This window comes from Streptomyces sp. NPDC101490 (genome assembly GCF_044767145.1).
Classification (GTDB): domain Bacteria; phylum Actinomycetota; class Actinomycetes; order Streptomycetales; family Streptomycetaceae; genus Streptomyces.
In genome coordinates this window covers 575,012-601,999 of the sequence record NZ_JBIWNI010000003.1, presented here as the reverse complement: position 1 = coordinate 601,999, position 26,988 = coordinate 575,012, and the positions used below count along the sequence as shown (strand labels likewise).

The following is a 26,988-nucleotide window of genomic DNA, read 5'->3' as shown; positions in this document are numbered from 1 at the left end:
AATCGAACGGTGACGGTCGTCGAATGGCCCGAGGGTTGACGCTGGGAGGCACAGGGACCGCACGCCCAATGGGGGACGAGCGTCCACTGAGCTGAGCGAGGGGGCTCTTCCAGTGACTTCTCTGAGTTTTGACATCCTCACCGACCCTGCGCCGCTCCAGGTGTCCGGTACGGGACAGAACGAGCAGTCCACGGGGACGGTGTACGTCGTCATCTCCAACCGGACCGACAAGCCGGTGAACTGGTACTCCATCGAGCTGGAGATCCCGCACGGGGGCGGGGACGGCGACCTGACGGCCGATCCCGACAAGATCAGCTATGCGATCGACCGGGAGTACAGGCGGAGGTTCGGCGGCCAGGTGGTCTCCGGCTTCGAGACCAGGAACCCCAGGAACCCCAACACTTCGCTCCTCACGCTGTCCGTCAGCTTCACCGCCGGGCAGTTCCCCGTGGGCGAGTACATGGTTGTGCGGTTCCACGGCTTCCCCGTCTCCAGCAAGGAGGGGTTGGTCCTGCTGACGGCCCGGCAGGATCTGGTGACGGGCGGGCCCTTCGAATCGCCGCTCGCCCTGCAGAAGCTGGCGCCCAAGGTGCCGCGCAACTTCCGCCCGGAGAAGTCGCTGGTGGACGACGGCACGGCCGTCGTCCTTGAGTGGGACGGACCGGACTCGCTCGCGTACCAGGTCCAGGGGCCGGACGGCTCCGTGGAGCCCGTCGCGCCGAGGGCGGGAGGCGGCAGCTGGAAGTGGAAGCCGCAGCAGGGCAAGGAGCCGAAGCGGGACGCCACGTACACCCTCATCGCCACCTCACCGACCGGGCAGCAGCCGGGGTACTTCCTCACCACCACCGTTCACCTGGCCAGCCCCGAGTTCGAGAACGTCACGGTCGACGGGAATCTTCTCGTCAAGGGGCGGACCGATGCCAAGGGCGAATTGAACGTCGACGGGAACACGGCGCTCGGCGGGGGGCTGGCCGTCGATGGTGAGACCGAAGCCCGGGGTGCTGTGCGTGCCCGTCAGGACGTGAGGATCTTCGGGAAGCTGGAGGTCGACGGCCAGACGGATGCCAAGGGTGTGCTGTACGTCGGCGGGGACGCCGTGGTCGGCGGGAATCTGGACGTCATCGGTGCGGCCACTGTCAAGGGTGCTGTGCGTGCCGGTCAGGATGTGAAGGTCGAAGGGGGCCTGACCGTTACCGGTCCGACGGAGGCCAAGGGCGAGCTGCACGTGGGCGGGAACACCGCTCTCGCCGGGGAGTTGGTTGTCACCGGCCGGACGGAGGCCAAGGGCGAGTTGGCTGTCGGCCGTGACGTGGTGGTGGGCGGCGGCCTGACCGTCAGGGGCCGAACCGACGCGGAGGGTGATCTGCACGTCGGCGGGGACTCCGATCTCGACGGGAGTCTGACGGTCCGTGGTGACCTCCGGCCGCTGCAGAACCTGGAGGTCGGCGGCAATCTCATGGTCGCCGGTTCGACCGAGGCCAAGGGTGCCGTGCATGCCGGCCAGTACGTGACCGTGAGCGGCGGCCTGGAGGTCGGCGGCCAGGCGGAACTCAAGGGCGTGCTCGGTGTCGGCGGGGACGCCACGGTCGGCGGGGGGCTGACGGTGAGCGGAGATCTCCGGCCGTTGCGGAAGCTGGAGGTCGGCAGTGATCTCACCGTCCTCGGCCGGACCTATGCCAAGGGCGAGTTGCACGCTGCTTCGAACGCTGTCGTGGAAGGGGCTCTGGTGGTCTCGGGCGTGCTCCGCCCGATGGGGGACCTGGAGGTCGCGGGCGCAGTCGTCGCACGCGATCTGACGGCCAGGGACAAGCTGACGACCGTCAGCACGAATTTCGCACTGGTAGTCCAAGGGGCGTCGCAGTTCGCGGGGAAGATGAACGCGAACGGGCTTCTGGCGGTCCGGTCCGGGCGCGACTGGATCATGCACGTCAACGAGGGCCTGGTGTCGGTCCAAGGCGACCTGCGGGTCCACGGTGCGGTTCACGGGAACAGCTGACGGCCACTGAGTAACGGCCGCAGGCCGAAGGGGCCCCGCCATCCCGATGGTGGGGCCATGGCGTCGGGACGGACGCAGCCGAACTCGCTCATTCCGGCGGAGCGGGCGAAGGCGGCCCAGGCCTCGGCGGAGGACTCACGCACCGCGATCCGCACTCGCCCAGCAAGTACGGGACGGAGGTTGCCTGATGCGGCACTAGCTCGTGGCTGTTGCCGCCGCGCGCTTCTTGTAGCGGAGGACGGCCCAGCCGATCGCGGCGACCTGGAGGACGAGCCAGAGACCCATCTCCAGAGGGCCGAAGCCGCCGCCCATGACCGCGAAGCCCGCGGTGAAGGCGATGAGGACGAGGACGATCTGCAGGATGAGCGTTCTCATGGAATCTCCCAGTACTACGAGCCGGTGCTGAAGGTGACGCTGCCGTTGCCGTAGACCTTGGTCTTCACCCAGGGATACGAGTAGGCGCAGGCTATGTTGCCGATGCGGCAGTGAGCCATCTCCCCGGTGCGGGGAGGATCGAGGTGAAGACGCCTCGGTGGCGGCTGCGGTCGGTCTGAGGCCGAAGCGCGGGGCAACGGGCCGCTCCTCGGCGCGGGACGGGCAGGCGCCAGGGGGTGGCCGGTCCGGCGCCCGTCCGGCGGTGGCCTCCCATCAAGGACTCCACGATCACGCGCGGTCTCCGCCCCACAGGGTGACCGGCTCGACCGGTGGTGTGCCCCCTCCTGCCACAGGGCTTGGGCCGAGGAAAGACTTCTCAATGCCGTTGTCAAGCCGCGCGGGTGTTGCCCGGACGGGGCTACGCAGCTGATTCAACGCTTACCGCAATGGCTCGGTTCCGGAGGTGAACCGCCAGGACTTCCATCTCGACGAGCGTGCCGATGAGACCGGTCTCGGCGAGTTCCGTTGCCCGCGCTCGTGCTTCGCCCAGGGACAGTTCATGTGCATCGCGGAGGGCCTGCAGCACTGGAACAAGGCTCGGCACGTCACCAGACAGGCGCAACCGCGCCGGCCCGTGTGCTTGCAGCAGCACCTCTCGAATGTTCTCAGGCGTGACGAGGCCGCTGTCTTTCTCGCACCATGTGTTCGGGCAGTCTGCGCATCGTCCTTCGGTGCCCCAACAGAGCATGCCGTGGTCGAAGAACTGGCCGACATCGCAGGTCGTCGTGCCTCCGCAGGAACTGCACCGGCCTGTGACCCGTACTCCTTGCGTGATCACAGGAATCTCCTCAGCGTCATGAGTCAGTGCTGATGGGATCTTCCCTGAGAAGTCGGCTTGGGTCGATCAGGTTCGCGATCGGCATGAGGTTCCATTGGGCGGCGACTGATGCTGCTCATGGCGGCAAGGAACAGGGGCGACCGTCTTCTCTCCGGCCACGCTGGTGTGCTGCCGCTCTGCCGCCTCGATCGCCGGTCCCGCCAGAATGCGGGCACCCGCCTGGGGGCCGACCCCGGGGGAAGATCAGCATGATCGCCGCGTCCGGGTGGGAACGGAACGTCTCTTCGGTGGCCCGCGCCAGGGCATCGACCACCTCGCGCCCGTGTCAGCGGACGGGGGACGCGTAGGGCCCCTTCTGCGGGTCGTGGAGCCAGACGGTCTGCTCGGTCGGGGTGACCGTCATGCCGAAGTCCCACAGTTCCGGGGAGCCTTGGGCGGTCCAGTGGTCCCAGCCGGTCAGGACGTCCGCCCAGACGTCCTCGGGGCCGCCGCCGGTCACCCGGAGGAGCCCGTCCGTCCCCGGCCGGGCCACCGCCCAGGAGGAGACGCCGTCGTGCACGGCGACCGTGAAGCCGTCCGCGAAGACCCGGAGGGCGGGATGGCTCACCCGCAGCGCGAAGAGCAGGTGCCCTTCCGTGAGCGGCGCCGGATCGCGCCGTACCGTCGTCTCCCGCGTGACCGGGGCGGACGCCCGTACCGCGTCCAGCGAGCGCCCCTGGCCGACGCCCCGGGCGGGCATGAAGGTGGCCAGGCCCTGGACCCAGCCCTCGGCCCGCCGCCCGTCGTCCGCGACGGTCAGCGCCACATGACCGAGCCGCCCCCACGGGGTGACGATCCGCCCGCCCGGCCGGGTCTGCGCCACCCACGCCCAGGGCACCCGCTCCACGGCGTACGTGGCGATCACCCGGTCGTAGGGAGCACGGTCGGGAGCGCCGGAGGCCGCGTCTCCCGTCCGTACGTCGACATCGAGCCCCGCCGCCTTCAGCCGGGCCCCGGCGGCGGAGGCCAGACCGGGGTCGATCTCGACGCTGACCACCCGTCCGGGCCCGGCCCGCAGCGCGAGGAGCCCGGCGTTCCAGCCCGCCCCCGTACCCAACTCCAGGACCTGTTGGCCTTCTTCCAGGACGAGCGAGTCGAGCATGTCGGCGACGACCGTGACGCAGGAGACGCTGGAGGACGGCAGCCCGTCCGCGCCGATCTGTGTGACCGTGCCGTCGAACGGGCTGTCCGGGTGGACGGCCCGCGCCCACCCGTCCCGGTCGGTGCCACGGTCCACGGGCACGTAGGCGGAGTCCCCGTCCCACACGAACAGCCGGTCCGGGCAGAAGGCGTCGCGTGGCAGCCCGGTGACGGCCTCACGGACCCAGGCGGCGTCGGGCTCCCTCGGCCACAGCTTCCGCTCGTCCATCACGGCCGCGCCCGCCGCGCGCCGCTCCTCCAGCGTCCCCACGGCCGCTACCGGCGCCGCTTGCCGCTCGGCGGCGGTGACGCCGGGACCTTCCCGTCGGAATTCCCCGGGGGCGGTGTGCCCTGGGAGAGCGGGGGATCGGGCTTCCGGCGCTCACCGCTGCCGTCCGCGCCGGGCGTGCTCTTGTCCGCCATGCTCGACCTCCTTGATGGCTCCGTCGAGCCGGGCGTGCCCGAAAGGGACACGGAGATAACGCATTGTTCCGCCCGGGGACCCGGAATGGCCGGGACCGCGCGGGTGGTCGGCCGGGATGGCGTGTCGGCCGGTTCCGCAGGCCGGGGCGCCGCCGGGCGCGCGCGACCGGCGTGCGACCGGCGCGCGGGCCACCTGCCGGTGACCGCGTCCGTGCGGGGCCCTCACCCGATGGCCGCCCCGCCGTCGGTGGCGGAGTGCATAGTGGCGGGAGCGGGGTGGGCGGGGTGGGCGGAGTGGCGGGGTGGTGGGGCGGCGGTGTTCGTGCCGGTGCCGGTGCCGGTGCCGGTGTCGGTTCCAGTTCCGCTCTTCGCGTCGGCGTCGGCGTCGGCGTCGGCGTCGGTGTCTGTGTCGGGGAGGCAGTTGTGGCGTTCGGGTCGCGGACCGGGTTCGGTCTGGAGTTCCATGTCGAACGGGACCCGCAGTTGTTGTGCGTCGACGTCTTCCTTGGCGGGCTCCATGTGAACGCGTGGGACAACGCGTTCTATCCGCCGCTGCTGGTCAAGAAGCTCAGGGACGAGCTCGGTCGCCTGCGCACGCCGACCGTGCCGCCGGTGCTGTTCACCTCGCCGTCCGCGTTCTTCCGCCTCGCCGAGAGCTGGATGGACGACGACGCCGGTGCGGGCCTCACGCCCGAGGCCGAGACGGCGCTCGCACGGTGCGAGTTCCTGGACTGGGGGGAGTGCACCCACCAGGTGACGGCGCTCGCGTTCCCCGAGGGGGACCGCGTACACCTCGTCTGCCGGGTGTACGAGAGTGGCGCCGCCGGGGGCGTCGAAGCCCCGCGTGAGCCGACGGCGGTGTCGGTGAGCCGGACGGCGTTCGCCGAGACGCTGGAGCGGGGCCTCGCCGTCGCCGAACGGGAGTGGTCCGTCCGGCTCGCCGCCCTCAGGGCCCGTGGTGACGTCCGCGACGGCGGAGACATGTCCGGCCGGCCTGCGGACGGCGAGAGGTGAGCCCGGGTGAGGGGGGCCGCCCCGCCCGGAACGCCGCCCGCCGGGGACGTACTACCGGGAGGCCCCGCCCGTGGACGGCTCGGGGACCAGCCGGAAGAGGTCGCGCGTCGGGTGCACGTCGACCGTGAAGCGCGTCCCGGCTTCGACGATCTCCTCCCCGTGGACGAGGTGGCTCGTGGCGAACGGTGGTCGGCCCGGCACCGTGACCAGCATCCGGACCCGGGTGCAGCGGTCCTCGCCGCACCACACCCGCCGGGCGGACGTCACCTCGCCCATGACGCGCACCCCGGCCGTTTCCAGCTCGCGCCACACGCGCCGGTCCCGCACGGTGCCGACGACGGCCAGGACCAGGACGACCACGGTGAACGGGGTCCAGACGAGGCCGGTCACGACGAGGCCGAACCTGTCCTCGTCGGGGACGTACCCACTGACACCGGCCAGCAGGATCACCGGACCGGCACAGACGACCAGGAGCCCGAGCGCCGTCCAGAACGGCTGCTCGAAGAATCCCGCCGGACGGTCCACCGGACCCTCGGCCTCGGGCACCCCGTCGCCCGTCACGGCGCGACCCCGGGTCGTATGCCGTGCGTCGACGTCTCTCTCGCCATGGCCCTCATGCTGGCAGACGCCCCGAACTCCTGTGAACAGCAAGGCTGGAGGGGAGAAGGCATTCCCGGGGCCGTGCCTGGAGGCGATGGTCCGGGGCGCCGCGCTCGGGCGTCTTGTCCCCGGAGACGATCGACAGGACGATGACCCCATGGTGGACACCGGAATGCCGGGATACGTGCGTCTGGCCCGTGCCTTGTTCCTCTGGGGGCTGGCCCTGATCCTGCCCGGCCTGGGAGCCCTGTGGTACGCGAACCGGGACGCGGCGGTCCTGTGGGAGTGCGAGGGGACGTCGTGCCGGATCGTCCCGAGCGTGCTGTGGCGGACGGTGGAGTACGCCAGCCTCGGGCTGATCATGATCGGCCTCGCCCTGGCGTGCGCCGGTTACCTGCTGTACAAGCGGAAGCGGCGCTGAGGACTGTCCGGCGGACCCGGCTGCCATCGGGTCGCCGGGCGGCCGTGGGGCGACCCGATGGCAGCAGCCGTGGGGCGGAGGCCCCCCGGCCCCCAGCCCCTGGCCCTGAGACCCCGGCCCCCCGGCCTCCTGCCCGAGGAGGTCAGCTCCCCGCCAGCACCCCCCGCAGCTTCAGGACGCCCGCCTTCCACGCGTCGCCGTCCGACTCCTCCCACAGTTCCAGCAGTTCGGACTCGCCGGTGAGGACTCTGTCCAGCGCGGCGACGGCCTGCGGGCGCAGGTCCACCGGGAGGGGCGGCAGCGGCTCCTTCGGTCCGTACGAGGTGACCGGGGTGCCGCCGGGGCACTGCGCGGCGAGCAGGGCGGCCGAGGCGATGGCCTCCACCCCCAGGTCGGAGTCGAGGAAGCCGTCGCCCGTCTCCAGAACCTCGCGGAACGCCGTCCGCAGCACCTCCGCCTTCTTCTCCTCCGGAGCCTCGTCCACCCGGTAGGAGAAGTCCGCCGCCGTGTCGTTGTCGAACGGGCCGATGTCCCAGGTACCCATGGTGCGTCCACGCTTTCCGTCGTTCCCGAACCTGTCTCCGTATCGTGGCATCCGCCACTGACAACGGCCCCCGGCTGTCAGGGCGGTGTGCTTGCATCCCGGTATGACGACCGACCGCGACACGTACCCCACCGAGGGCTCCGCCGACCTGTGGATCGGTGCCGTGCCCTCGCTCGACCCCGCCGGACGCGAGGTGCTCCTCGGGCTCGGGCCGGACGCCGACGACCCCGGGACCCGGCTCGTCCGGCGCCTTCTCGACCGGGGCCACGAGGGCGAGGAAGGGGTGTTCCACCTGCTCCCGGAAGACCTGTGCGCCCGCTGTGAACGGATCCCCGGCCTGCTCGCGGTGACGCTCCTGGCCCGCCGGGACGTCCTCGCCCACGTCCTCCTCACGGCCCCCGACGAGGAGCGCGCCCTGCCCGAAGCGCTCCCGGCCGACCCGCAGGACGACAACCGGGTCGTCCTGCTCCGCCGCGAACTGGCCACCGCCTTCGCCCCCGCCGAACAGGACGGGGAACCCCGGCCGGTCCTCCTGATCGACCACGACGGCGGCCCGTCGTCGGGCCCCGGCGAGTTGACCGCCCTCTTCGAGGCGGGCGAGGCGGGCATCGCGGTGATCTGCGCGGAGCCGTTTCCGGACGCGGGTTGAGGACGGCGGCGAGGGGTGAGGGCCGGGTGGCGGTGGCCCGGTGCGGGCCCGGGCCGGGCCGGGCCGGGCCTGGCCTGGTCAGGCCCGGTCGGGAGTGGTCGGGAGTGGTCCGGTGGCCGGAGGAGCGCTGACCGGGGGAGATGACCCACCAGGGATGAGTACGTGTACTCAAGCGGGGCCAGCGGTGTCGGCAGGAGACTCCACCCATGACGCAAAACCGTTTCTCCGTAAAGGCGTTCGCCCGTCACCGGCACGGCCTCACCGCCGTCTCTCTCGCCGCTCTCGCCTCCCTGGCGCTCACCGGCTGCGGAAGCGAGGTGGCCGGTGGTGCTCCGCAGGGGACGTCGGCCAAGAACGTCGACACGCGGACGAGCGGCCCCGCGCAGCCGTCCCCCGAGCCGCCGTCCCCCGGGCAGAAGGCGTTCGAGGCGATGCTCGCCACCGAGGTGCGGACGTGCCCTCGGCCCGGAGGGGACCCCTCGGTACCGCCCGGGGCGTCGACCGGCACGGAGCCGGTGCGGAGCCAGGCCCCCAGGGACACGCCCGCGACCGAACCGATCAGGCCCGCCTCTCCCCACGTCACGGAGCCGGTGCGGAGCCTGGCCCCCGGGGAGACGCCCCCGACCGACCCGATCGAACTCGGCCCTTTCACCGGACCCGGGGCGGAGTTGAACCGCCGCGACTGGTGCGCGAGCGTCCAGCACGAATACCGCATCCTCGGGGCGCTCCAGAAGGTCGCGGAGCCCACCCCCGCCAAGGTCCGCAAGGCCCTGAACGGCCTCGGCTACATCGACGAGCACATCCACGGTCTCCAGCAGGACGGCAGGACCACCCGCTTCTACCTCGACCTGCGCGAGAGCGGCGGCCAGCTGTGCGAGGCGGGCCTGGCGGCGGGAGAGGTGTCGGACGTCAACCCGTGCGTGGTCCCCGCCACCGGGCCGTTCACCGTCACGACGGAGGACCGGCCGTGACCCCGTGACCCCGTGCCCGTGGCCCGCTCCGTGGACGGCGACATCTGCGGCGGTGCCGCCGCCCTCGCGGCCACCGCGCCGGGCGCCGGCACTTCCTGACCCGCGCCGACGTGCTTCAGTACGGTCGGCGACCTTCCCGGCGGAGCCCCCGGTGGCGGCCTCCTCGCGGGCGGCGGTGGCCTGGCCCGGTCACCTCACGGGGACACAGACCTCACAGAGGTGCTCGGCGAGCAGGCGGGGCCGGTAGCGTTCGAGGACGGGCCGGGTGGGATCGAAGGCGAGGCCGTGGGCGGCGAGGTTCTCGAACAGACCGGTCCAGGCGCTCGCGAGGCCCTCGGGGGTGTGCGCGACGGTGAGGACCGCGTGACGGCCGCCGTCGAGACGGGCCTCCAGGGCCTCCAGGGCCTCGGGGTGACGGAGTCCGGCGTTGTCGGGCAGTACCACGCAGGTGTCGTAGCGGCAGTCGCGGGCCGGAGTGCTGCCCGGGTCGTCGCGGGCGATTCCCAGGACGGTCGATCCGGCACGCAGCAGGCCGTTCGCGGCGGCCCAGGACGTGAAGCTCTCCATCTGTGCCCCGTTCGCCTCTCCGTACGGGCCGGTCCGCCTCCAGTAGGCGATGCGGGATTCCGGTATCTCCTCCACGGTGAACATGCCTTCCCCTTCTTCTCTTTCCGGGTGATGTGGAGGGAACGGTAGCAAGGTATAAAATTCGTTTCATGTTGTAATGGTGGCCCGTGCGGGAGGAGTTGAGACCGCACGGGCCGAGCTGGGGTGCATCTGGTGGCGACTCGCTCCCGCTTGCCGCCAGGACGGTTCGGCCCGTACCGAACCGTCCCCTGGGTAGCGTGCCGGATCCGGCGCGGGACACGCCCCGCCGGTGATCACGGAGGGGCCCATGCACGAGACAGACCCGAGAGCGCGCCTCACCCGCCGGTTCCGCGAGGTCAACGGCGACCATCCGATGACCGGCGCCGACGACACGTACGTCAGCACGCAGTTCGTCGTCCTGGACGAGCTGTGCGCCGACCGCGCCCGCGACGGCGACGAAGTCCGCCGCCTGATGCTGGAAGGCCGCCTCCCCCTCCCCGGCTACCTGCGCTCCGACGGCGCCGAGATGGTCCCGGCCGATCTGTTCGCCCTCGCGGACGAGGCCGGGGGCGTGGACCGGCTCGAAGCATGGTTCACCGGCCACTGGGCCGATCCGGCCATCGGGCGGGCGGAGTGGGCCGCGTACCTCAGCGGCCAGTACGTGTGCCTGCGTTCGGTCACCCCGGCCACCATCCGGCGCAAGGAGCACCTGACGGCGGAGATCGGCGCGGCGGAGGGCGAACCGGACGCCGGGTCCGTCGCCTGGCTGCGGCGACTGCATGCGCGGATCGATGAACTCGACCTGCTGGAGCCGGAGTTCACGACGTACGACCGGCTCAGGTTCGGTGGTCCCACCTCCCGGGACACCTGCGTCACCGCGATGCGCGCCCGTTTTCCCCTCCGCGTCGACCGGACTTGAACCTGCGGGGGCGGATGCCCGCCCCGGCCCGGCGCGCCCCGGCCCGGCCCGCCCCGGCGCGCCCGGAGCGGACCTGATGCGTACCCGCCCGGCTCCCGTCTCCCCCCGGCTCCGGTCCGCCCCCGTCTCCCGTTTCCCGTCTCCCGTCTCCCGGGGCCCGGGACCCGGCTCCCGTCCGCCCGAGGTGACCCCCGACCCGCATCCGACCCGTATCTGACCTTCCGTCAGAATGGAACGTGTTCTAGTCTGCGGCCCATGGGCATCGCCATCACGCACGAACAGCGGGAGCTCGCCCGATCCGTCCGGGGCTGGCTCACCCGCGCCGTACCCCCCGAAGAGGTCCGCAAGCACCTCGACGTCCCCGGCACCGCCACCGGCCGCCCCGCCCACTGGGACGCCGCCGCCGCACAGGGGCTCCTCGGGATCCACCTCCCCGAGGAACGCGGGGGAGGCGGCGGCGGTCTCGGGGACCTCGCGGTCGTCGTCGAGGAGGCCGCGCGGGCGCTGCTGCCGGGGCCGTACCTGCCCTCCGTCCTCGCCGCCGAACTCCTCCACCGGGCCGGACACCACGACCTCGCCGCAGCCCTCGCCCGTGGCGAACGCATCGGGGCGGTCGCCTTCACCGGCACGGGCACGGACCCGGGCATGGACCCGGGCATGGACCCGGGCATGGACCCGGACCCGGATACGGGTACGGACCCGGGCGGCGGTACGGGTACCCGTACGGGCGCGGACGCGGGCGGCGGCCGACCGGACGGCGCCCGGACTCCCGCCGCCCCCCTCACCGCCGTCCGCACGACCGGCGGCCACCTCCTCGACGGCACCGCGCCCCCCGTCCTCGGCGGCGCCCAGGCCGATCTGATCGTCCTGCGGGCCGCCACCGCCGACGGCGGCGTCTGGCTCGCCGTCGACGCCGAAGGGCTCGCCGTCCGGCCCCACGAGAGCGCCGACCCGACCCGGCCCACCGCCGAGGTCACCGCCCGCGCCCTCTACGTCCCCGCCGCCCGGGAACTCGCCCTCGACACCCCCCTCGTCCACGACCTCGCCGCCGTCCTCCTCGCTGCCGACGCCTGCGGCACCGCCGCCCGCGCCGTCGAGACCGCCGCCGAACACGCCCGTACCCGCGAACAGTTCGGCCGCCCCATCGGACAGTTCCAGGGCGTCAAGCACCTCTGCGCCGACATGCTCGTACGCCTCGAACAGGCCCGCGCCCTCACCTGGGACGCGGCCCGCGCGGCCACCGCGCACGAGAAGGCACCGGACGGCACAGGCCCGGACGGCACAGGCCCCGACGGCACAGGCCCCGACCGCGCCACCGGACCCGAAGGCTCCGGACCCGCCGCCGGACCCGCCACCGGACCCGGCGACTCCACGTCCGACGGCGTCCGTTCCCTCACCGCCGCCCTCGCCGCCGCCACCGCCCTCGACGCCGCCTACACCTGCGCCAAGGACTGCATCCAGGTCCTCGGCGGCACCGGCTTCACCTGGGAACACGACGCCCACCTGCTGCTCCGGCGGGCCGTCGTCGCCCGCCAGCTCCTCGGCACCGGCGACCGGCACCGCCTCGCCGCCCTCCGGCACGCCGCCGCCGGCACCCGGCGCGGCCTCCGTCTCGACCTGCCGCCCGAGGCCGACCCGTACCGTGCCGCCGCCCGCGCCGCCGTCGCCCCCGCCGCCGGACTCGACCCGGCCGCCGCCCGCCGTACCCTCGCCCCCACCGGCTACGCGGCCCCGCACCTCCCGGAGCCGTACGGCCTCGGCGCCGGACCCCTCCAACAGCTCGCCGTCCAGCGGGAACTGGACGACGCGGGCATCAGCGTCGCCGGACTCGGCATCGCCACCTGGGTCGTCCCCTCCCTGCTCGCCCACGGCACCCCCGCCCAGCAGGCCGAACACCTCGGCCCGACCCTGCGCGGCGAACGCCTCTGGTGCCAGCTCTTCTCCGAGCCCGGCGCCGGGTCCGACCTCGCCTCTCTGCGCACCCGCGCCGAACGCACCGAGGACGGCCGCTGGCGGATCAACGGCCAGAAGGTGTGGACGAGCGCCGCCCAGTGGGCCCACCACGGCATCCTGCTCGCCCGCACCGACCCGGCCGCCCCCAAGCACCGGGGCCTCACCTACTTCCTGGTCGACATGCGGAACACCCCCGGCATCGACATCCGGCCCCTCAAGGAGATCACCGGCGACTCCCTCTTCAACGAGGTCTGGTTCGACGACGTCCTCCTCCCCGCCGACGCCGTCGTCGGCGAGGTCGACGACGGCTGGCGGGTCGCCCGCAACACCCTCGGCAACGAACGCGTCCACATGGCCGACCAGGTCGCCTTCGACACCGGCCTCGAAGCGCTCATCGCCCGCGCCGGAACCGTCGACGGCTCCGTCCGCGTACGGATCGGAGCGCTCCTCGCCGAGGCGCACGCGCTCGCGTGCATCGGCCTGCGCACCACCCTCCTCCAGGTGTCCGGTCTGGAACCGGGCGCGGGCGCCAGCGTCCGCAAGCTCGTCCAGACCCTCCACCAGCAGAGACTCGCCGAGATCGGCCTCGAACTCCTCGGCCCCGAAGGCGCCGTGCGCGAGGGCCCCGGCGAACGGGCCGTCCACGGACTGCTCATGTCCCGCTGCCTCACCATCGCGGGCGGCACCACCCAGGTACAGCTCAATGTCGTCGCCGAGCGGCTGCTCGGCCTCCCCAGGGACTGAGAGGGCACGCGATGAAGGCGTACGTCGTCGGCGTCGGAACGACCAGGTTCGAGAAGCCGGAGACCCGGGACTGGCAGTACTGGGACATGGCGAAGGAGGCGGGCACCGCCGCCCTCGCCGACGCGGGCGTCCCCTACGGACGCGTGGAACAGGCCGTCGTCGGCTACTGCTTCCAGGCCTCCACCGCCGGGCAGCGGGCCGTCTACGAACTCGGCCTCACCGGCATCCCCGTCTACAACCTCAACAACAACTGCGCCACCGGCGCCACCGCCCTCATGACCGCCCGGCAGTTCGTCGAGGGCGGCATCGCCGACTGCGTGCTCGCCGTCGGTTTCGAGAAGATGAGCCGGGGCTCGCTCGGCGGCGGCGCGGGCGCGGGCGACTTCGCCACCTCACCCGTCGCCCGGCACTACGGGATCATGGCCAAGAGCCACGGCTTCGAGGCCGCCCCGCCCACCGCGCAGATCTTCGGCAACGCCGCCCGCGAACACATGGAGCGGTACGGCACCACCGAGGCACAGCTCGCCGCCGTCGGCGCCAAGAACCACCGGCACTCGGCGGACAACCCCGACGCCCAGTTCCAGGACGTCTACACCGTCGAGGAGGTCCTCGCCGCGAAGACCGTCCACCGGCCGCTCACCAAGCTCCAGTGCTCGCCCACCTCCGACGGGGGCGCCGCCGTCCTCGTCGTGTCGCAGCGGTTCGTCGACGAGCACGGGCTGCGCGGCCGGGCCGTGGAGATCGCCGGGCAGGCCATGACCACCGACACCGGGGACTCCTTCGCCTCCGGGTCCTGCATCGACGTCGTCGGCCGCCCGATGTCCCGGGCCGCCGCCCGCCAGGCGTACGAACGCTCCGGACTCGGCATCGAGGACGTCGACGTGATCGAGCTCCACGACTGCTTCTCCGTCAACGAACTCCTCACCTACGAGGCGCTCGGCATGTGCGAGGACGGCGCCTCCGGAAAACTCGTCGAGTCCGGCGCCACCACCTACGGCGGGCGCTGGGTCGTGAACCCCTCCGGCGGCCTCATCTCCAAGGGCCACCCGCTCGGCGCCACCGGCCTCGCGCAGACCGCCGAACTCGTCCGGCAGCTGCGCGGCGAGGCCGGACCCCGGCAGGTCACGGGAGCCCGCGTCGGCCTCGCGCACAACATCGGCCTCGGTGGCGCCGCCGTGGTCACGCTGCTGCGCAGGTCGTAGGACCGCCCCCCCCGGGCAGGGGTTCGTACCGGCCGGGGGGCGTAGGACCGAATCCCCATGTACGGGGCGGAAGCGGTCTGCGACCATGACGACCATGCCGCAGACCGACTCCGTCACGAGTACCTCCCCCACCCCCTCCGCCATACGCCCGGCCCGCTCGTGGGCGGTCGTCGCGATCGCCTGCGCGGGCCAGTTCCTCGTCGTCCTCGACGTCTCCGTCGTGAACGTGGCGCTGCCGTCGATGCGCACCGACCTCGGTCTCTCCGCCGTCGGCCTCCAGTGGGTGCTGAACGCCTACGCCATCGCCTTCGCCGGATTCATGCTGCTCGGCGGGCGGGCCGCCGACCTCTACGGGCGGAAGGCGATGTTCCTCCTGGGGCTCGGTCTGTTCACCGCGGCCTCCGCCGTCGGCGGACTGGCCCCGGAGGGCGCCTATCTGATCGGCGCCCGCGCCGTGCAGGGCCTCGGGGCCGCCGTCCTCGCCCCCGCCACCCTCACCCTCGTCACCGACGCCGTCCCCGCCGGAGCCGCCCGCACCCGGGCCATCGGCACCTGGACGGCGGTCGGCGCGGCCGGCGGCGCGGCGGGCGGCTTCGTCGGCGGGCTCCTCGTCGACCTGCTCTCCTGGCGCTGGGTCCTCCTCATCAACATCCCGGTCGGCGTCCTCGTCCTGGTGGGCGCGCTGCTCTGGCTCCGCACCACCGGCACCGGCACCGGACGCCGCCGCCTCGACCTGCCCGGCGCCGTCCTCGTCACCGCCGGTCTCGCCACCCTCGCGTACGGCATCGTCCAGACCGAACAGGAGGGCTGGACCGCCCCCGCGACCCTGGTCCCGCTGCTCGGCGGAGTGTTCCTGCTCGCCGTCTTCCTGCTGGTGGAGGCCCGCACGGCGGCCCCGCTGATGCCGCTGAAGATCTTCCGCACGCGCGCGGTGGCGGCGGCCAACGTGGCGATCCTGCTGTGCGGCTCGACCTCCTTCGGCATGTGGTTCTTCATGACCACATACGCCCAGAACGTCCTCGGCTACACCCCGCTCCAGGCGGGCCTGGCGCTGGTCCCCAGCTCCCTCGCCGTCGTCCTCGGCTCCAAGGCGGCGCCCCTGCTGATGCCGAGGACCGGCGCGCGGAACCTGGCCGTCGTGGGCGCGCTCCTCGCCGCGGCGGGCTTCGCCTGGCAGTCCACGCTCACCGTCGACGGCACCTTCCTCGGTACGATCCTCGGCCCCGGCATCCTGATGATGGCGGGCCTCGGGCTGGCCACCACCCCGCTGGCCACCCTCGCCACCTCCAGCGCCTCCCCGTCCGACGCGGGCCTCGTCTCGGGCCTCGTGAACACCTCCCGCACCATGGGCGGCGCCCTGGGCCTGGCGGTCCTCTCCACGGTCGCGGCGGCGGCCACCCCGCACCAGGGCACCCTGGTCCCGGGCTACGCGGCGGCCTTCCACGTCTCGACGGCGATCCTGCTGGCCGCCGCCGTCCTGATGTACTTCTGGCTGCCGAACAGGAGGAACGAGGGCGGCGGCCGACCGGCGTGAATCCCTACAGCCACCCCTGCCGCCGGGCCGCCCGGACCGCTTCCACGCGATTGCGGGTGCCCGTCTTGCCGATGGCCGACGACAGGTGGTCGCGGACCGTCGACTCCGGCAGGTGGAGCGCCGCCGCGATGTCCGCGACCGTGGCGCCGTCCACCGCGGCGGCCAGCGCGTCCCGTTCGCGGGCCGTCAGGGGGTTCGGGCCCGCGCCGGGGGCCGCCGCCGCGAGCGCAGGGTCGATGACCGTCTCGCCGCGCAGGGCCTTGCGCACCGCCTCGGCCAGTTCCTCCACGGGGCCGTCCTTCACCAGGAAGCCGACCGCCCCCGCCTCCATGGCCCGGCGCAGACAGCCGGGGCGGCCGAAGGTCGTCAGGATCAGGACCCGGCAGTCCGGGGCCTCCGTCCGCAGGTCCGCCGCCGCGTCCAGACCCGAGCGGCCCGGCAGCTCGATGTCGAGGAGCGCCACGTCGGGCCGGGTCTCCAGGGCCGCCGTCACGATCTCGTCGCCCCGCCCCACCTGGGCGACGACCTCCATGTCGTGCTCCATGCCGAGCAGCAGGGCCAGCGCCCCGCGCGTCATGCCCTGGTCCCCGGCCAGGAGGACTCTGATCATTTCCTCGGCTCTCCCTCGTGCGGGTCGGGGTCTCCACGGGCGGTTCCGCGACGACCCGGAACCCGCCGCGCGGCGCCGGTCCCTAGTCCAGGGTGCCGCCTGCCGCCGCGAGCCGCTCGCGGGGCCCCGCTGCCCGGCGGCCCGTCCGCCGGCCCGCGCCCGTCGTCGGTGACGGAGAGCCCGACCCGGTCGGTGGCGAGGCCGACCTCCCGGTAGCCGGTGACGGCCTCGCGGATCCCGGCGGGCGCCCGCCGGGCGACGCCCTCGATGTCCGCGACCCGCGCGCGGTCCGTCCTCACGTGCGTGAGGTCCGTTCATGGGTACGACGCCACGAATCCGGCGCGCCGCCGGGCGGGCCCGCGCGTACGGACCCGGCGGTGACGAATGTCCCGGGGCGAGTCAGCTGACGTATCGTCAGGTGTGGTGCGCGGGGAGGGTTCCCAACTCTCCCGGGCTGGGCTATACATGGGATCCACCGACCTAGAACGCGTTCTAGAACGGCCGCGTACGGGACGGTCCCCGCACGGCCTCGGTGCGGCCGACGGTGCGGACGGCCGTGCCGAGGTCTTCCCCGCCACGAGGAGCAGCAGCCCGATGCCGATCGACCCCGCCCAGGCCGTCGCCGCCGAACCCCGCAGCGCCGAGATCACCTGGGACCACAAGGACGTCCAGCTCTACCACCTCGGCCTCGGCGCCGGAGCGCACCAGGGAAAGCCGGACCCGGCCACCGACCCCGACGAACTCCGCTACACCCTGGAGTCCCGGCTCCACGTCCTGCCCAGCTTCGCCACCGTCGCGGGCGCGGGCATGGGAGTCGTCGGCGGCCTCTCCGCGCCCGGCATCGACATCGACCTCACCGCCGTCCTGCACGGCGGCCAGTCGATCACCCTCCACCGGCCCGTCCCCGTCTCCGGCCGCGCCGTCTCCACCTCCCGCGTCGCCGCCGTGTACGACAAGGGAAAGGCCGCCGTCCTCGTCCTGCGCTCCGAAGTGGCCGACGAGCAGGGGCCGTTGTGGACCAGCGACGCCCAGATCTTCGTGCGGGGCGAGGGCGGCTGGGGCGGCGACCGGGGCCCCTCCGTACGCCTCGCGGTCCCCGAGCGCGCCCCCGACGCCACCGCCGAACGTCCCGTCCGCGAGGAACAGGCCCTGCTCTACCGGCTCTCCGGCGACTGGAACCCGCTCCACGCCGACCCCGAGTTCGCCAAGCTCGCCGGTTTCGACCGGCCCATCCTGCACGGGCTCTGCTCCTACGGCATGACCCTCAAGGCGATCGTGGACACCCTGCTCGACGGCGATGTCGGCCGGGTCCGCGCCTACCGCACCCGCTTCGCCGGGATCGTCTTCCCCGGCGAGACCCTGCGCATCCGGATGTGGGCCGAGGAGGGCCGCGTCCAGGCCACCGTCACGGCGGTGGAGCGCGAGGACGCGCCCGTACTCGCCGACACGGTCGTCGAACACGCCTGACCCGGACACCCGGCCCCTGAGACCCGTATCCACGGACACCCGTATCCACGGACACCCGTATCCGCGCACACCGGGACTCCCGGCCACCCGCACTCCCGCTCCACCACCCCGCACCCGCCCCGCCACCACCTCGACCGAGGGGAGCAGCGCCATGCGCGCAGCCGTACTGCACGAGATCGGCCAGGACAAACTGGAAGTCCTCGACGACGTCGAGGCGGTGGGCTTCGGCCCCGGCAAGGTCCGGATCAGGGTCCGGGCCACCGGCCTGTGCCACTCCGACGTCTCCGCGATGAGCGGGGTCCTCCCGCAGCCCGCCCCCTTCATCCCCGGCCACGAGGGCGCGGGCGAGATCCTCGACATCGGCGACGGCGTCACCGGGCTCACCCCCGGCCAGCGCGTACTGCTCTGCTGGCTGCCCTCCTGCGGGCACTGTCCCGCCTGCAAGCGCGGCCAGACCCAGCTGTGCCTGGCCGGATTCATGAACGCGGGCACCCCCAACTTCCGGCGCCCCGGCGGCGACGTCTTCGGCTTCGCCGGGACCGGCACCTTCACCGAGGAGGTCGTCGTCGACGCGGGCTGCGCCGTCCCCATCCCCGACGACGTGCCCTTCGACATCGCCGCCCTCATCGGCTGCGGCGTCACCACCGGACTCGGCGCCGCCATCAACACCGCGAAGGTGGAGGCCGGTTCCTCCGTCGCCGTCATCGGCTGCGGCGGCGTCGGCATCTCCGCGATCCAGGGCGCCAAGCTCCAGGGCGCCGCCCAGATCGTCGCCGTCGACCCCGTCGAGTCCCGCCGGGAGGCCGCCCTCCGCTTCGGTGCCACCGAGGCCGTCGCCCCCGACGCCCTCGCCGACGCCAAGCAGCGGATCACCGGCGGCGAGGGCTTCGACTACGTCTTCGAGGTCGTCGGCAGGTCCGCCACCGCCCGCACCGCGTACGAGACCACCCGGCGCGGCGGCACCCTCTGCGTCGTCGGCGCCGGAGCCCTCGACGACTTCCTCCAGCTCAGCATGTTCGAGCTGTTCTTCGACGAGAAGCGCGTCCTGCCCTCCATGTACGGCGGCGGGGACGTGCTCCGTTCGTACGAACGGACCATCGCGCTCTGGCGCGCCGGACGCATCGACCTGGAGTCGCTCATCACCCACCGCGTCCCGCTCTCCGGCGTCAACGAGGCCCTGGAGCAGATGCGCACCGGGGTCGCGCTCCGCACCTGCATCGAGATCTGAGGGAGACCGGGATGACCACCCTTCCGCTGGCAGGACTCAGCGCCATCGTCACCGGCGCGGGCCGGGGGCTCGGCCGCGCCGAAGCCCTGGAACTCGCCCGGCTCGGCGCGTCCGTCGTCGTCAACGACTACGGGCAGCCCGGCCGCGACGGCTCGGGCGCCGCCTCCGCCGCGCCCGCCGAGGAGGTCGCCGCCGAGATCCGCGCGGCGGGCGGCCGGGCGGTGGCGCACCTCGGCGACGTCGCCGACTTCGAGACCGCGCGGACCCTGGTCGGCCTGGCCGTCGCCGAGTTCGGCCGACTGGACGTCCTCGTCAACAACGCGGGCATCCTGCGGGACCGGATGGTCTTCTCGATGACCGAGGACGAGTGGGACTCGGTGATCCGCGTCCACCTCAAGGGCCACTTCAACACCACCCACTTCGCCGCCGCGCACTGGCGGGGCCGGGCCAAGGCGGGGGAGAGCGGCGTCTACGGCCGGATCGTCAACACCTCCTCCGAGGCGTTCCTCGCGGGCTCGGCCGGACAGCCCAACTACGCGGCGGCCAAGGGCGGCATCGTCGGCCTCACCACCTCGTCGGCGTCCGCCCTCGCCCGCTACGGGGTGACCGTCAACGCGATCTGCCCCCGGGCCAGGACCCGGATGACCGAGGACGTCTTCGCGGGCTTCGGCGAACCGGAGGCGGGCGAGCTCGACCCGCTGTCGCCGGAGCACGTGGCCCCGCTGGTCGGCTATCTGGCCTCCCCGGCGGCGGCGGGCGTCAACGGACAGCTCCTCGTCGTGCACGGCGGGATGGTGGCGCTCGTCGACCGGCCGCGCGTGTCGGCCAAGTTCGACACGGCCAAGGAGGCGTTCACGTACGAGGAACTGGACGGCCTGCTGACCCCGCACTACGCGGCCCGCCCGGCGAACGAGACCTTCGCCGCGACCGAGGTGCTCGGCCTGAAGAAGGACTGACGCGGTGGGCGCGGGCGGCGCGGGGAAGGGACGCCCCGTGCCGCCCGTGCCGCCAGGATCGACGAAGGACCCCGCCCCCGCCATCGGGTGCCACCGGGATCGGTGAAGGACCCCGCCCCCCCCGGCATCGGGTGGCGCCGGGATCGACGAAGGGCCCCGCCCCCGCCATCGGGTGCCGCCGGGACGGACGAAGGGCCCCGGGGAGACCCGGGGCCCTTCGTCGTACCGCTCGCGGCGGCCGGTGGAACGCGGTCAGTGTGACTGCGGTTCGGGCTCGCGGCGGTGACGGCCGTGCGGGGAGGACGCGGAGTCCTCCGGCGGCGCGGCGTCCCCGCGGTGCTTGCCCGAGCCGTTCGGCTCCTGACCGTCCGTGCTGTTCTGCGACATGGTCGAACTCACCCCGTTTGACATCGGTCGTGCTGGTGCAGCCCGCGATTCTAGCCAGCCGGCCTGCGGTCCGTGAGCGGTGCCTGCTGGAGCGGCACCGGACGGCACACCCGGGGCTCCTCCTCCACCGCCCCCGTCGGCCCCGCACCCTGCCCCGACCCGGTGCCGGCCGGGGGTTCCGGCGGCGCCTCCACGTCCACGAGACCGCACGACGTCCCCGGCGTGGCGTACGGCAGCCGCAGCACGCCCTCCGGCGTCCACAGGCCCGCACCGGGCAGCCAGCCCACGGGGGCGGCCAGCTGTCCCATCCGCCGGGACGCGGGCTGCCAGGTCCCCACCCAGCTCCCGCCCGCCCCGTCGATCCGCAGCGCCACCCCGCAGCTCTCCGGCACCAGCGCCTGCCCCGGCTGCACCGCGAACGGCGTCACCACCGCGTCGTCCATCCGCAGGCACTCCGGGAAGCGCACCGGCAGCAGGCTCCCGAGCACCCCCCAGCCGAGCCGGTCCCTGCCGGGCGACGGCGCGTCGGAACGGATCAGGAGCAGCCCGCTGTCCGGGTCCGCGAGGAGCAGCCGGTCGTCGCTCCCCTCGGTGATCTGGAGCAGTGGCGTCACCTCGCCGCCCCGCTCCAGGTCCACCGTGACCGTCTTCACCGGGCCGCCGTCGAGCCGCCGGTCGAGCGCCAGTATCCGGCCCGTACGGTCCAGCCACACCCCGCCCGAGCACCGCCCCGGGACCTCCGCCACCCGTTCGGGCCCGAAGGTGCCGCCCGTGACCAGCCACAGCGTGGTCGTCTCCGGGCCGACGCACATCGCGTACGCGCGGACGCCGTCCGGCGCGGGCGGCAGCAGCACCAGCCGCTCGGAACCGGGCGCGTCGACCGAGCCGAGCCGCAGCTCACCGGTGGCGGGGCCGGTGGGGTAGAGCAGCGAGAACGTGTTCCGCCGTCCGTCCACCCGGCGGGCGACCAGCACCCGCCCGTCCGCGAGCGGCAGCAGCGGGGTGCCCGGCTCCTCCGGCTGCGCGAGGGGCAGCGGCACGGCGTACGGCTCCGGGCCGTCGAGCGTCCACCGCTCCGCGTACAGGGCGTCCCCGGCGCTCGCGAGCCTGGCCGCGTACGCGCCGTTCGCCGTGATCGTGAACCCCGTCGGCCGGTCGGCGTCCCCGGGACGTACCCCGTGGTGGTCGCCGTTCTGGACCGTGGTCTCGATGGCACACGCTGTCATCGACTCGTCACCTCCGGCGACGAAGCTAGTTTTCGCACTCCCAGCCGAACAACACGAGACGGGTCACTTCACACATAAGGGTGGCCCGGGGGCGGTTCGACTGAGCCGAGGGGGGCACTTGTGCTGGAGTGAGCCGCGGTGAGTAAGGTAAGGCGAACCTAAACGGAGTCTGCGGCTCCGCCCGGTCCGTCCGCGCCGGAGCCCGCCGACTGCCACGAGGTCGCGCCCGCATCCCCGCCAGGACCCGTACAGGAGCCCTCACCATGTCCCTCCGCCGCCGAGGCACCGCAACCGTCGTCGCCCTCGCCGCCGCGCTCTCCCTCGCGGCCTGCGGAGGGGGTGACGGGGGCGACGCCGCCGCCGACAAGCCCGACACGGCCAAGAAGAAGGACGTCGCCACCGGCGGCAAGGACTTCGGCGACGCCGCCGCGAAGACCGCCGCCATGGGCACCGACGCGTCGGCCGGACAGTTCCCGCGCACCCTCACCCACGCCCTCGGCAAGACCGAGCTGAAGGCCGCCCCCAAGCGGGTCGTCGTCCTCGACGTCGGCGAGTTCGACAACGTGGTCTCCCTCGGCGTCCAGCCCGTCGGCTACGCCCCCGCCGAGGGCGACGAGGGCATCCCCGGCTACCTCGCGAAGGACGCCGGGAGCCCGAAGTCCGTCGGCACCATCAACAACCTCAACCTGGAGGCCATCGCCAACCTCCAGCCCGACCTCATCCTCGGCAGCCAGCTCCGCGCCGCCGACAAGTACGACGAACTGTCGAAGATCGCGCCGACCGTGTTCTCCATCCGTCCGGGCTTCACCTGGAAGGAGAACTACCTGCTCAACGCCGCCGCGCTCGACAAGACCGCCGAGGCCAAGGGCAAGCTCGCCGCGTACGAGACCAAGGCGAAGCAGCTGGGCACCGACATCGGCCCGAACAAGCCGACCGTCTCCATGGTCCGTTACCTCCCCGGCAAGATCCGCCTCTACGCGAAGGCGTCCTTCATCGGCACGATCCTGGAGGACACCGGCCTGCCCCGGCCCGCGAACCAGCAGATCGACGAGCTGGCCGCAGAGATCAGCCCGGAGAAGATCGACGAGGCCGACGCCGACTGGATCTTCACCGGTGTCTACGGCGACGCCAAGGCCACCAAGAAGGACACCGCCCAGACCAACCCGCTCTGGAAGAACCTCAAGGCCGTGAAGGCGGGCCAGGCCAAGGACGTCCCGGACGAGACCTGGTACCTGGGCCTCGGCGTGACCGCCGCGAACAGCGTCCTGGACGACCTGCGCGCGGACCTCGTGAAGAAGTAGGAGTTCCGGAGTTCCGGAGCCCCGGAGCCCCCGAGTCCCCGAGCTCCGAGCCGCCGGGGCGGGGTGCCTGGCCCTTCCCCGGAGACGGTCCCGGGTACGCGGCCGGGCCTGGCCCCCCGTCACAGCGTGGACCCGTCGGGGTGCGGCGCGGTGCCGGGGCCTCCCGTGCCAGAGCCTCCCGGGGCGTTGCGGCATCAGGGACCGCTTGCGGATCGCGGCCGCCGGGGCAGCCGGGCAGGCCGGACCCTTACGGGTTCCGCCCCTTCCGGGAGGCCCGGTCCCGGATCCCCAGGGGTTCAGGGCCCACTCCGGGAGACCCGTACCGCCCCTACGGCATTCCACGCCCGCCGGGAGACCCGTACCAGGGCTCCTCTGGCTTCCGGGCCCCTACGGGACACCCGTACCGGTGCCAAAGGCGTCTCCGGCGGCGGCTCCGGGCCCCGCGAGGGGCCGTCCGGCCCTGGGGGGCCGCCCCGGCCGGCGCGGGCCCGGAAGACCCCCGCCGCCCGGCGGGACCCGCACCGGTGCGGGCGGAAAGAGGAGACAGGTAGCCTTTCCCCGTGCCCCGTCTGTCTGAAGTCATCGCCGCGCTCGACGCCCTCTGGCCTCCCGAGCGGGCCGAATCGTGGGACGCCGTCGGCACCGTCTGCGGCGACCCCGACGCCGAGGTCACCCGTGTCCTCTTCGCCGTGGACCCCGTCCAGGAGATCGCCGACGAGGCGATCGCCCTCGGCGCCGACCTGGTCGTCACCCACCACCCGCTCTACCTGCGCGGTACGACGACGGTCGCGGCCGGCCACTTCAAGGGCCGGGTCGTGCACACCCTGATCAAGCACGACATCGCCCTCCACGTCGCCCACACCAACGCCGACACCGCCGATCCCGGCGTCTCCGACGCCCTCGCCGGAGCGCTCGACCTGCGGGTCACCGGCCCGCTCGTCCCCGAGAACAACCTCGGCCGGATCTGCGAGCTCGACCACCCCGAGACCCTCGCCGAGTTCGCCGCCCGCGCGGCGAAGCGGCTGCCCGCCACCGCGCAGGGCATCCGGGTCGCGGGCGACCCCGACATGACCGTGCGCCGGGTCGCCGTCAGCGGCGGCTCCGGCGACAGCCTCTTCGACGCCGTACGGGCCGCGGGCGTGGACGCCTTCCTCACCGCGGACCTGCGCCACCACCCCGTCTCCGAGGCCACCCAGCGGTCTCCGCTGGGGCTGGTCGACGCCGCCCACTGGGCCACCGAATGGCCCTGGTGCGAGCAGGCCGCCGCCCAGCTCGACGAGATCTCCGACCGCCACGGCTGGGACCTCCGCGTGCACGTCTCGAAGACGGTCACCGACCCCTGGTCCTCCCACCACACCTCTCCTGGAGCCCCCAACTGAACGCCGCGCCCGCCGACCAGATCCGCCTCCTCGACGTCCAGGCCCTGGACGTCCGCCTCCAGCAGCTCGCCCACAAGCGCCGCTCGCTGCCCGAGCACGCCGAGATCGAGTCGCTGACCAAGGACCTCACCCAGCTGCGCGACCTGCTCGTCGCCGCGCAGACCCAGGAGAGCGACTGCGGCCGCGAGCAGACCAAGGCCGAGCAGGACGTCGACCAGGTCCGCCAGCGCGCCGCCCGCGACCAGCAGCGACTGGACTCCGGCGCCGTGTCCTCCCCGAAGGACCTGGAGAGCCTCCAGCGCGAGATCGTGTCGCTCGCCAAGCGCCAGGGCGACCTGGAGGAGATCGTCCTGGAGGTCATGGAGCGCCGCGAGTCCGTCCAGGAGCGCATCGCCGAGCTGACCGAGCGGGTCTCCGCCGTCCAGGCGAAGACCGACGACGCCACCGCCCGGCGCGACGCCGCCCAGAACCAGCTCGACACCGAGGCCGAGGGCGTCACCAAGGAGCGCGGGGTCGTCGCCGGCGCCGTCCCCGCCGACCTCATGAAGCTGTACGAGAAGCTGCGCGAGCAGCAGGGTGGCGTCGGCGCGGCCCGGCTCTACCAGCGCAAGTGCGAGGGCTGCCACATCGAGCTCAACATCACCGAGCTGAACGAGGTCCGCGCCGCCGCCAAGGACACGGTCCTGCGCTGCGAGAACTGCCGCCGCATCCTGGTCCGCACCTCGGAGTCCGGCCTGTAATGCGCGCGCTCGTGGTCGAGGCGGACGGCGGCTCCCGGGGCAACCCCGGGCCCGCCGGTTACGGGGCCGTCGTCCTCGACCCGGCCACGGGCGAGACGCTCGCGGAGACGGCCGAGCACATCGGTGTGGCGACGAACAACGTCGCCGAGTACAAGGGCCTGATCGCGGGTTTGAAGGCGGCCAGGGACCTGTTCCCGGACGCCGACGTGCACGTCCGGATGGACTCCAAGCTGGTCGTCGAGCAGATGTCCGGCCGCTGGAAGATCAAGCACCCGGACATGAAGCCGCTGGCCGCCGAGGCGGGCCGGATCTTCCCCGCGGGCCGGGTCCGCTACGAGTGGATCCCCCGCGAACGCAACAAGCACGCGGACCGGCTCGCGAACGAGGCGATGGACGCGGCCAAGCGCGGCGAGCGGTGGACCCCGTCGTCCAGCGACGCCCAGGCCGCCCGCAACGCCGCCGCCCCGCCCCCGTCGGGCCCGCCCGGCGACCAGGCGGCGGGCGCGGCCCGCGCCCGAGCAGCCCTGACGGCCACGACACCGGCACCGGGGCTGGGATCGGGGTCAGGGTCGGGGTCGGGGTCGGCATGGCGTACGGACGCCTCGCCGGTCACGGGTACGGGCACCCGGCCCTCCACCGCGCCCACCGCCCCGGACGACGGCCTGTTCGCCCCCGACATGCTGCTCCCGGACTCGGGAGACTTCGAGGCGGCGGCGGGAGCGGCGGCCCGAACGGGAGCCGCGGACCGCGCCCACGAGACCCCTGGGCCGGGCGGGCTCACCGCGTCGGACAGGCTCACCACGTCGGGCGGGGCTTCCCCGTCGGGCCGGGCCCCCGCACCTGCCTCGGGGGCTGTGCCCGGCTCCGTACCGGCATCGGCCCGCACGCACGGGGACGACTCCGCTCGGGATCTGACCGCACTGGACGCGTCGGCACCGGGGGCCTCCGCCGCCCCCGGCTCCTCCGTTCAGGACACCTCCGCCCCGGGCCACGGCCCCGTAGCCGACGCCCCGCCCCTGACCTCCGCCTCCGACGCCCCCGCCGCGACCGCGCCCCGGCAGGGCTGGTCCGGTGGCCCCGACATGGGGGCTCCCGCCACCTTCGTGCTGCTGCGGCACGGCGAGACCGCGCTCACGCCCGAGAAGCGGTTCTCGGGCAGCGGCGGCACCGACCCGGAGCTCTCGGCGGCCGGGCTGCGGCAGGCCGAGGCCGTCGCTGCGGCCCTCGCCGCGCGCGGCACCGTCCAGGAGATCGTCAGCTCGCCGCTCACCCGCTGCCGCCAGACCGCCGCCGCCGTCGCCGCCCGGCTCGGGCTCGACGTCCGTGTAGAACAGGGCCTGCGCGAGACCGACTTCGGTGCCTGGGAGGGCCTCACGTTCGGCGAGGTCCGCGAGCGGTACCCGGAGGACCTCGACGCCTGGCTGGCCTCACCGAAGGCCGCCCCGACCGGCGGCGGCGAGAGCTTCGCGACCGTCGCCCGACGGGTCGCCGCGACCCGGGACCGGCTGACCGCAGCCCACGCGGGCCGCACGGTCCTCCTCGTCACCCATGTGACGCCGATCAAGACCCTGGTCAGGCTCGCGCTCGGCGCCCCGCCCGAGTCGCTGTTCCGGATGGAACTGTCGGCCGCCTCGATCTCCGCCGTGGCCTACTACGGCGACGGCAACGCCTCCGTCCGCCTCCTCAACGACACGTCCCATCTGAGATAGCCCCTGCGAAGGGGTTGGCGCGGCGCCCGTCCCCG

The 26,988-nt window shown here is 73.4% G+C and carries 27 protein-coding genes; 16 read left to right on the top strand and 11 right to left on the bottom strand.

Annotation, left to right across the window (positions count from 1 at the left end):
- Positions 1-112: 112 nt before the first annotated feature.
- The gene (locus ACIRQY_RS10330; protein ID WP_403923520.1) at positions 113-1,996 is read left to right on the top strand and encodes a hypothetical protein; all 1,884 of its coding nucleotides are present in this window, start codon (positions 113-115) and stop codon (positions 1,994-1,996) included.
- Positions 1,997-2,191: 195 nt separating this feature from the next.
- On the opposite strand, the gene ACIRQY_RS10325 is transcribed toward ACIRQY_RS10330, so the two are convergent.
- The 5 genes from ACIRQY_RS10325 to ACIRQY_RS10305 form a co-directional block, all read right to left on the bottom strand.
- Positions 2,192-2,371, bottom strand: a complete 180-nt coding sequence (locus tag ACIRQY_RS10325; protein WP_403923518.1) for a hypothetical protein — start codon at positions 2,369-2,371, stop codon at positions 2,192-2,194.
- Positions 2,372-2,789: 418 nt separating this feature from the next.
- The gene (locus ACIRQY_RS10320) at positions 2,790-3,209 is read right to left on the bottom strand and encodes a hypothetical protein (protein ID WP_403923516.1); all 420 of its coding nucleotides are present in this window, start codon (positions 3,207-3,209) and stop codon (positions 2,790-2,792) included.
- 325 nt (positions 3,210-3,534) lie between these two features.
- Positions 3,535-4,659 (bottom strand): methyltransferase domain-containing protein, encoded by a 1,125-nt coding sequence (locus ACIRQY_RS10315; protein WP_403923514.1) that lies wholly within the window; start codon positions 4,657-4,659, stop codon positions 3,535-3,537.
- A 5-nt stretch (positions 4,660-4,664) separates the two neighbouring features.
- A complete protein-coding gene (locus ACIRQY_RS10310) occupies positions 4,665-4,811 on the bottom strand; it encodes a hypothetical protein (protein ID WP_351786461.1) in 147 nt (48 codons plus the stop codon).
- Between the two features lie 222 nt (positions 4,812-5,033).
- Entirely contained in the window at positions 5,034-5,330 is a 297-nt protein-coding gene (locus tag ACIRQY_RS10305; RefSeq protein WP_403923512.1) for a hypothetical protein, read from the bottom strand.
- Between ACIRQY_RS10305 and ACIRQY_RS10300 the strand changes: the two genes are divergently transcribed.
- Positions 5,331-5,825, top strand: a complete 495-nt coding sequence (locus tag ACIRQY_RS10300; RefSeq protein WP_403923510.1) for a hypothetical protein — start codon at positions 5,331-5,333, stop codon at positions 5,823-5,825.
- 51 nt (positions 5,826-5,876) lie between these two features.
- On the opposite strand, the gene ACIRQY_RS10295 is transcribed toward ACIRQY_RS10300, so the two are convergent.
- Positions 5,877-6,386: a hypothetical protein gene (locus tag ACIRQY_RS10295; RefSeq protein ID WP_403923508.1), complete on the bottom strand. Its 510-nt coding sequence runs from the start codon at positions 6,384-6,386 to the stop codon at positions 5,877-5,879.
- Positions 6,387-6,582: 196 nt separating this feature from the next.
- Here ACIRQY_RS10295 and ACIRQY_RS10290 point away from each other — a divergent pair, with 196 nt between their 5' ends.
- The gene (locus ACIRQY_RS10290; RefSeq protein WP_403923506.1) at positions 6,583-6,846 is read left to right on the top strand and encodes a hypothetical protein; all 264 of its coding nucleotides are present in this window, start codon (positions 6,583-6,585) and stop codon (positions 6,844-6,846) included.
- Positions 6,847-6,988: 142 nt separating this feature from the next.
- On the opposite strand, the gene ACIRQY_RS10285 is transcribed toward ACIRQY_RS10290, so the two are convergent.
- Positions 6,989-7,390 (bottom strand): DUF4259 domain-containing protein, encoded by a 402-nt coding sequence (locus ACIRQY_RS10285; protein WP_403923504.1) that lies wholly within the window; start codon positions 7,388-7,390, stop codon positions 6,989-6,991.
- A gap of 103 nt (positions 7,391-7,493) precedes the next feature.
- Here ACIRQY_RS10285 and ACIRQY_RS10280 point away from each other — a divergent pair, with 103 nt between their 5' ends.
- Both ACIRQY_RS10280 and ACIRQY_RS10275 read left to right on the top strand, forming a co-directional pair.
- Positions 7,494-8,039 (top strand): hypothetical protein, encoded by a 546-nt coding sequence (locus tag ACIRQY_RS10280; RefSeq protein ID WP_403923502.1) that lies wholly within the window; start codon positions 7,494-7,496, stop codon positions 8,037-8,039.
- A 206-nt stretch (positions 8,040-8,245) separates the two neighbouring features.
- Positions 8,246-9,010 (top strand): hypothetical protein, encoded by a 765-nt coding sequence (locus tag ACIRQY_RS10275; protein ID WP_403923500.1) that lies wholly within the window; start codon positions 8,246-8,248, stop codon positions 9,008-9,010.
- Positions 9,011-9,199: 189 nt separating this feature from the next.
- Here the strand turns inward: ACIRQY_RS10275 and ACIRQY_RS10270 are convergent, their stop codons facing one another.
- A complete protein-coding gene (locus ACIRQY_RS10270; RefSeq protein WP_403923498.1) occupies positions 9,200-9,661 on the bottom strand; it encodes a GyrI-like domain-containing protein in 462 nt (153 codons plus the stop codon).
- Positions 9,662-9,905: 244 nt separating this feature from the next.
- Between ACIRQY_RS10270 and ACIRQY_RS10265 the strand changes: the two genes are divergently transcribed.
- The 4 genes from ACIRQY_RS10265 (at position 9,906) to ACIRQY_RS10250 (ending at position 15,950) form a co-directional block, all read left to right on the top strand.
- Entirely contained in the window at positions 9,906-10,517 is a 612-nt protein-coding gene (locus ACIRQY_RS10265; RefSeq protein WP_403923496.1) for a DUF6058 family natural product biosynthesis protein, read from the top strand.
- Between the two features lie 255 nt (positions 10,518-10,772).
- The gene (locus tag ACIRQY_RS10260; protein ID WP_403923494.1) at positions 10,773-13,214 is read left to right on the top strand and encodes an acyl-CoA dehydrogenase; all 2,442 of its coding nucleotides are present in this window, start codon (positions 10,773-10,775) and stop codon (positions 13,212-13,214) included.
- An 11-nt stretch (positions 13,215-13,225) separates the two neighbouring features.
- Positions 13,226-14,416 (top strand): lipid-transfer protein, encoded by a 1,191-nt coding sequence (locus ACIRQY_RS10255; protein WP_403923492.1) that lies wholly within the window; start codon positions 13,226-13,228, stop codon positions 14,414-14,416.
- A gap of 85 nt (positions 14,417-14,501) precedes the next feature.
- Positions 14,502-15,950, top strand: coding sequence for an MFS transporter (locus tag ACIRQY_RS10250; RefSeq protein WP_403923490.1), 1,449 nt, complete (start codon positions 14,502-14,504; stop codon positions 15,948-15,950).
- A 4-nt stretch (positions 15,951-15,954) separates the two neighbouring features.
- On the opposite strand, the gene ACIRQY_RS10245 is transcribed toward ACIRQY_RS10250, so the two are convergent.
- Positions 15,955-16,560 (bottom strand): response regulator, encoded by a 606-nt coding sequence (locus tag ACIRQY_RS10245; protein WP_403923488.1) that lies wholly within the window; start codon positions 16,558-16,560, stop codon positions 15,955-15,957.
- A 594-nt stretch (positions 16,561-17,154) separates the two neighbouring features.
- Here ACIRQY_RS10245 and ACIRQY_RS10240 point away from each other — a divergent pair.
- The 3 genes from ACIRQY_RS10240 to ACIRQY_RS10230 all read left to right on the top strand — a co-directional run bounded on the left by ACIRQY_RS10240 (position 17,155) and on the right by ACIRQY_RS10230 (position 20,211).
- A complete protein-coding gene (locus ACIRQY_RS10240; protein WP_351786495.1) occupies positions 17,155-18,027 on the top strand; it encodes a MaoC/PaaZ C-terminal domain-containing protein in 873 nt (290 codons plus the stop codon).
- A gap of 151 nt (positions 18,028-18,178) precedes the next feature.
- Positions 18,179-19,255: a Zn-dependent alcohol dehydrogenase gene (locus tag ACIRQY_RS10235; protein ID WP_351786497.1), complete on the top strand. Its 1,077-nt coding sequence runs from the start codon at positions 18,179-18,181 to the stop codon at positions 19,253-19,255.
- A gap of 11 nt (positions 19,256-19,266) precedes the next feature.
- Positions 19,267-20,211, top strand: a complete 945-nt coding sequence (locus ACIRQY_RS10230; protein WP_351786500.1) for a 3-oxoacyl-ACP reductase — start codon at positions 19,267-19,269, stop codon at positions 20,209-20,211.
- Between the two features lie 252 nt (positions 20,212-20,463).
- On the opposite strand, the gene ACIRQY_RS10225 is transcribed toward ACIRQY_RS10230, so the two are convergent.
- Complete coding sequence (locus ACIRQY_RS10225) at positions 20,464-20,598, bottom strand: hypothetical protein (protein ID WP_351786503.1); 135 nt, start codon at positions 20,596-20,598, stop codon at positions 20,464-20,466.
- A 50-nt stretch (positions 20,599-20,648) separates the two neighbouring features.
- A complete protein-coding gene (locus ACIRQY_RS10220) occupies positions 20,649-21,824 on the bottom strand; it encodes a hypothetical protein (RefSeq protein ID WP_403923485.1) in 1,176 nt (391 codons plus the stop codon).
- A 263-nt stretch (positions 21,825-22,087) separates the two neighbouring features.
- Here ACIRQY_RS10220 and ACIRQY_RS10215 point away from each other — a divergent pair, with 263 nt between their 5' ends.
- The 4 genes from ACIRQY_RS10215 to ACIRQY_RS10200 all read left to right on the top strand — a co-directional run bounded on the left by ACIRQY_RS10215 (position 22,088) and on the right by ACIRQY_RS10200 (position 26,953).
- The gene (locus ACIRQY_RS10215; RefSeq protein WP_403923483.1) at positions 22,088-23,125 is read left to right on the top strand and encodes an ABC transporter substrate-binding protein; all 1,038 of its coding nucleotides are present in this window, start codon (positions 22,088-22,090) and stop codon (positions 23,123-23,125) included.
- Between the two features lie 560 nt (positions 23,126-23,685).
- Positions 23,686-24,504, top strand: a complete 819-nt coding sequence (locus ACIRQY_RS10210; RefSeq protein WP_351786511.1) for a Nif3-like dinuclear metal center hexameric protein — start codon at positions 23,686-23,688, stop codon at positions 24,502-24,504.
- Positions 24,501-25,244, top strand: a complete 744-nt coding sequence (locus ACIRQY_RS10205; protein WP_351786592.1) for a C4-type zinc ribbon domain-containing protein — start codon at positions 24,501-24,503, stop codon at positions 25,242-25,244. Before ACIRQY_RS10210 ends, ACIRQY_RS10205 begins: the two co-directional genes overlap by 4 nt.
- Positions 25,244-26,953 (top strand): bifunctional RNase H/acid phosphatase, encoded by a 1,710-nt coding sequence (locus tag ACIRQY_RS10200; protein WP_403923481.1) that lies wholly within the window; start codon positions 25,244-25,246, stop codon positions 26,951-26,953. The genes ACIRQY_RS10205 and ACIRQY_RS10200 overlap by 1 nt, the downstream gene beginning before the upstream one ends.
- Positions 26,954-26,988 lie beyond the last annotated feature (35 nt).

Excerpts from the sequence above, each read along its gene's own strand:
- ACIRQY_RS10240 (WP_351786495.1), top strand. The coding sequence starts at position 17,155 with ATGCCGATCGACCCCGCCCAGGCCGTCGCCGCCGAACCCCGCAGCGCC.
- ACIRQY_RS10325 (WP_403923518.1), bottom strand. The coding sequence starts at position 2,371 with ATGAGAACGCTCATCCTGCAGATCGTCCTCGTCCTCATCGCCTTCACC.
- ACIRQY_RS10255 (WP_403923492.1), top strand. The coding sequence starts at position 13,226 with ATGAAGGCGTACGTCGTCGGCGTCGGAACGACCAGGTTCGAGAAGCCG.
- ACIRQY_RS10225 (WP_351786503.1), bottom strand. The coding sequence starts at position 20,598 with ATGTCGCAGAACAGCACGGACGGTCAGGAGCCGAACGGCTCGGGCAAG.
- ACIRQY_RS10245 (WP_403923488.1), bottom strand. The coding sequence starts at position 16,560 with ATGATCAGAGTCCTCCTGGCCGGGGACCAGGGCATGACGCGCGGGGCG.
- ACIRQY_RS10265 (WP_403923496.1), top strand. The coding sequence starts at position 9,906 with ATGCACGAGACAGACCCGAGAGCGCGCCTCACCCGCCGGTTCCGCGAG.
- ACIRQY_RS10230 (WP_351786500.1), top strand. The coding sequence starts at position 19,267 with ATGACCACCCTTCCGCTGGCAGGACTCAGCGCCATCGTCACCGGCGCG.
- ACIRQY_RS10275 (WP_403923500.1), top strand. The coding sequence starts at position 8,246 with ATGACGCAAAACCGTTTCTCCGTAAAGGCGTTCGCCCGTCACCGGCAC.
- ACIRQY_RS10260 (WP_403923494.1), top strand. The coding sequence starts at position 10,773 with ATGGGCATCGCCATCACGCACGAACAGCGGGAGCTCGCCCGATCCGTC.
- ACIRQY_RS10280 (WP_403923502.1), top strand. The coding sequence starts at position 7,494 with ATGACGACCGACCGCGACACGTACCCCACCGAGGGCTCCGCCGACCTG.
- ACIRQY_RS10290 (WP_403923506.1), top strand. The coding sequence starts at position 6,583 with ATGGTGGACACCGGAATGCCGGGATACGTGCGTCTGGCCCGTGCCTTG.
- ACIRQY_RS10215 (WP_403923483.1), top strand. The coding sequence starts at position 22,088 with ATGTCCCTCCGCCGCCGAGGCACCGCAACCGTCGTCGCCCTCGCCGCC.
- ACIRQY_RS10285 (WP_403923504.1), bottom strand. The coding sequence starts at position 7,390 with ATGGGTACCTGGGACATCGGCCCGTTCGACAACGACACGGCGGCGGAC.
- ACIRQY_RS10305 (WP_403923512.1), bottom strand. The coding sequence starts at position 5,330 with ATGGAGCCCGCCAAGGAAGACGTCGACGCACAACAACTGCGGGTCCCG.
- ACIRQY_RS10250 (WP_403923490.1), top strand. The coding sequence starts at position 14,502 with ATGACGACCATGCCGCAGACCGACTCCGTCACGAGTACCTCCCCCACC.
- ACIRQY_RS10200 (WP_403923481.1), top strand. The coding sequence starts at position 25,244 with ATGCGCGCGCTCGTGGTCGAGGCGGACGGCGGCTCCCGGGGCAACCCC.
- ACIRQY_RS10220 (WP_403923485.1), bottom strand. The coding sequence starts at position 21,824 with ATGACAGCGTGTGCCATCGAGACCACGGTCCAGAACGGCGACCACCAC.
- ACIRQY_RS10235 (WP_351786497.1), top strand. The coding sequence starts at position 18,179 with ATGCGCGCAGCCGTACTGCACGAGATCGGCCAGGACAAACTGGAAGTC.
- ACIRQY_RS10310 (WP_351786461.1), bottom strand. The coding sequence starts at position 4,811 with ATGGCGGACAAGAGCACGCCCGGCGCGGACGGCAGCGGTGAGCGCCGG.
- ACIRQY_RS10270 (WP_403923498.1), bottom strand. The coding sequence starts at position 9,661 with ATGTTCACCGTGGAGGAGATACCGGAATCCCGCATCGCCTACTGGAGG.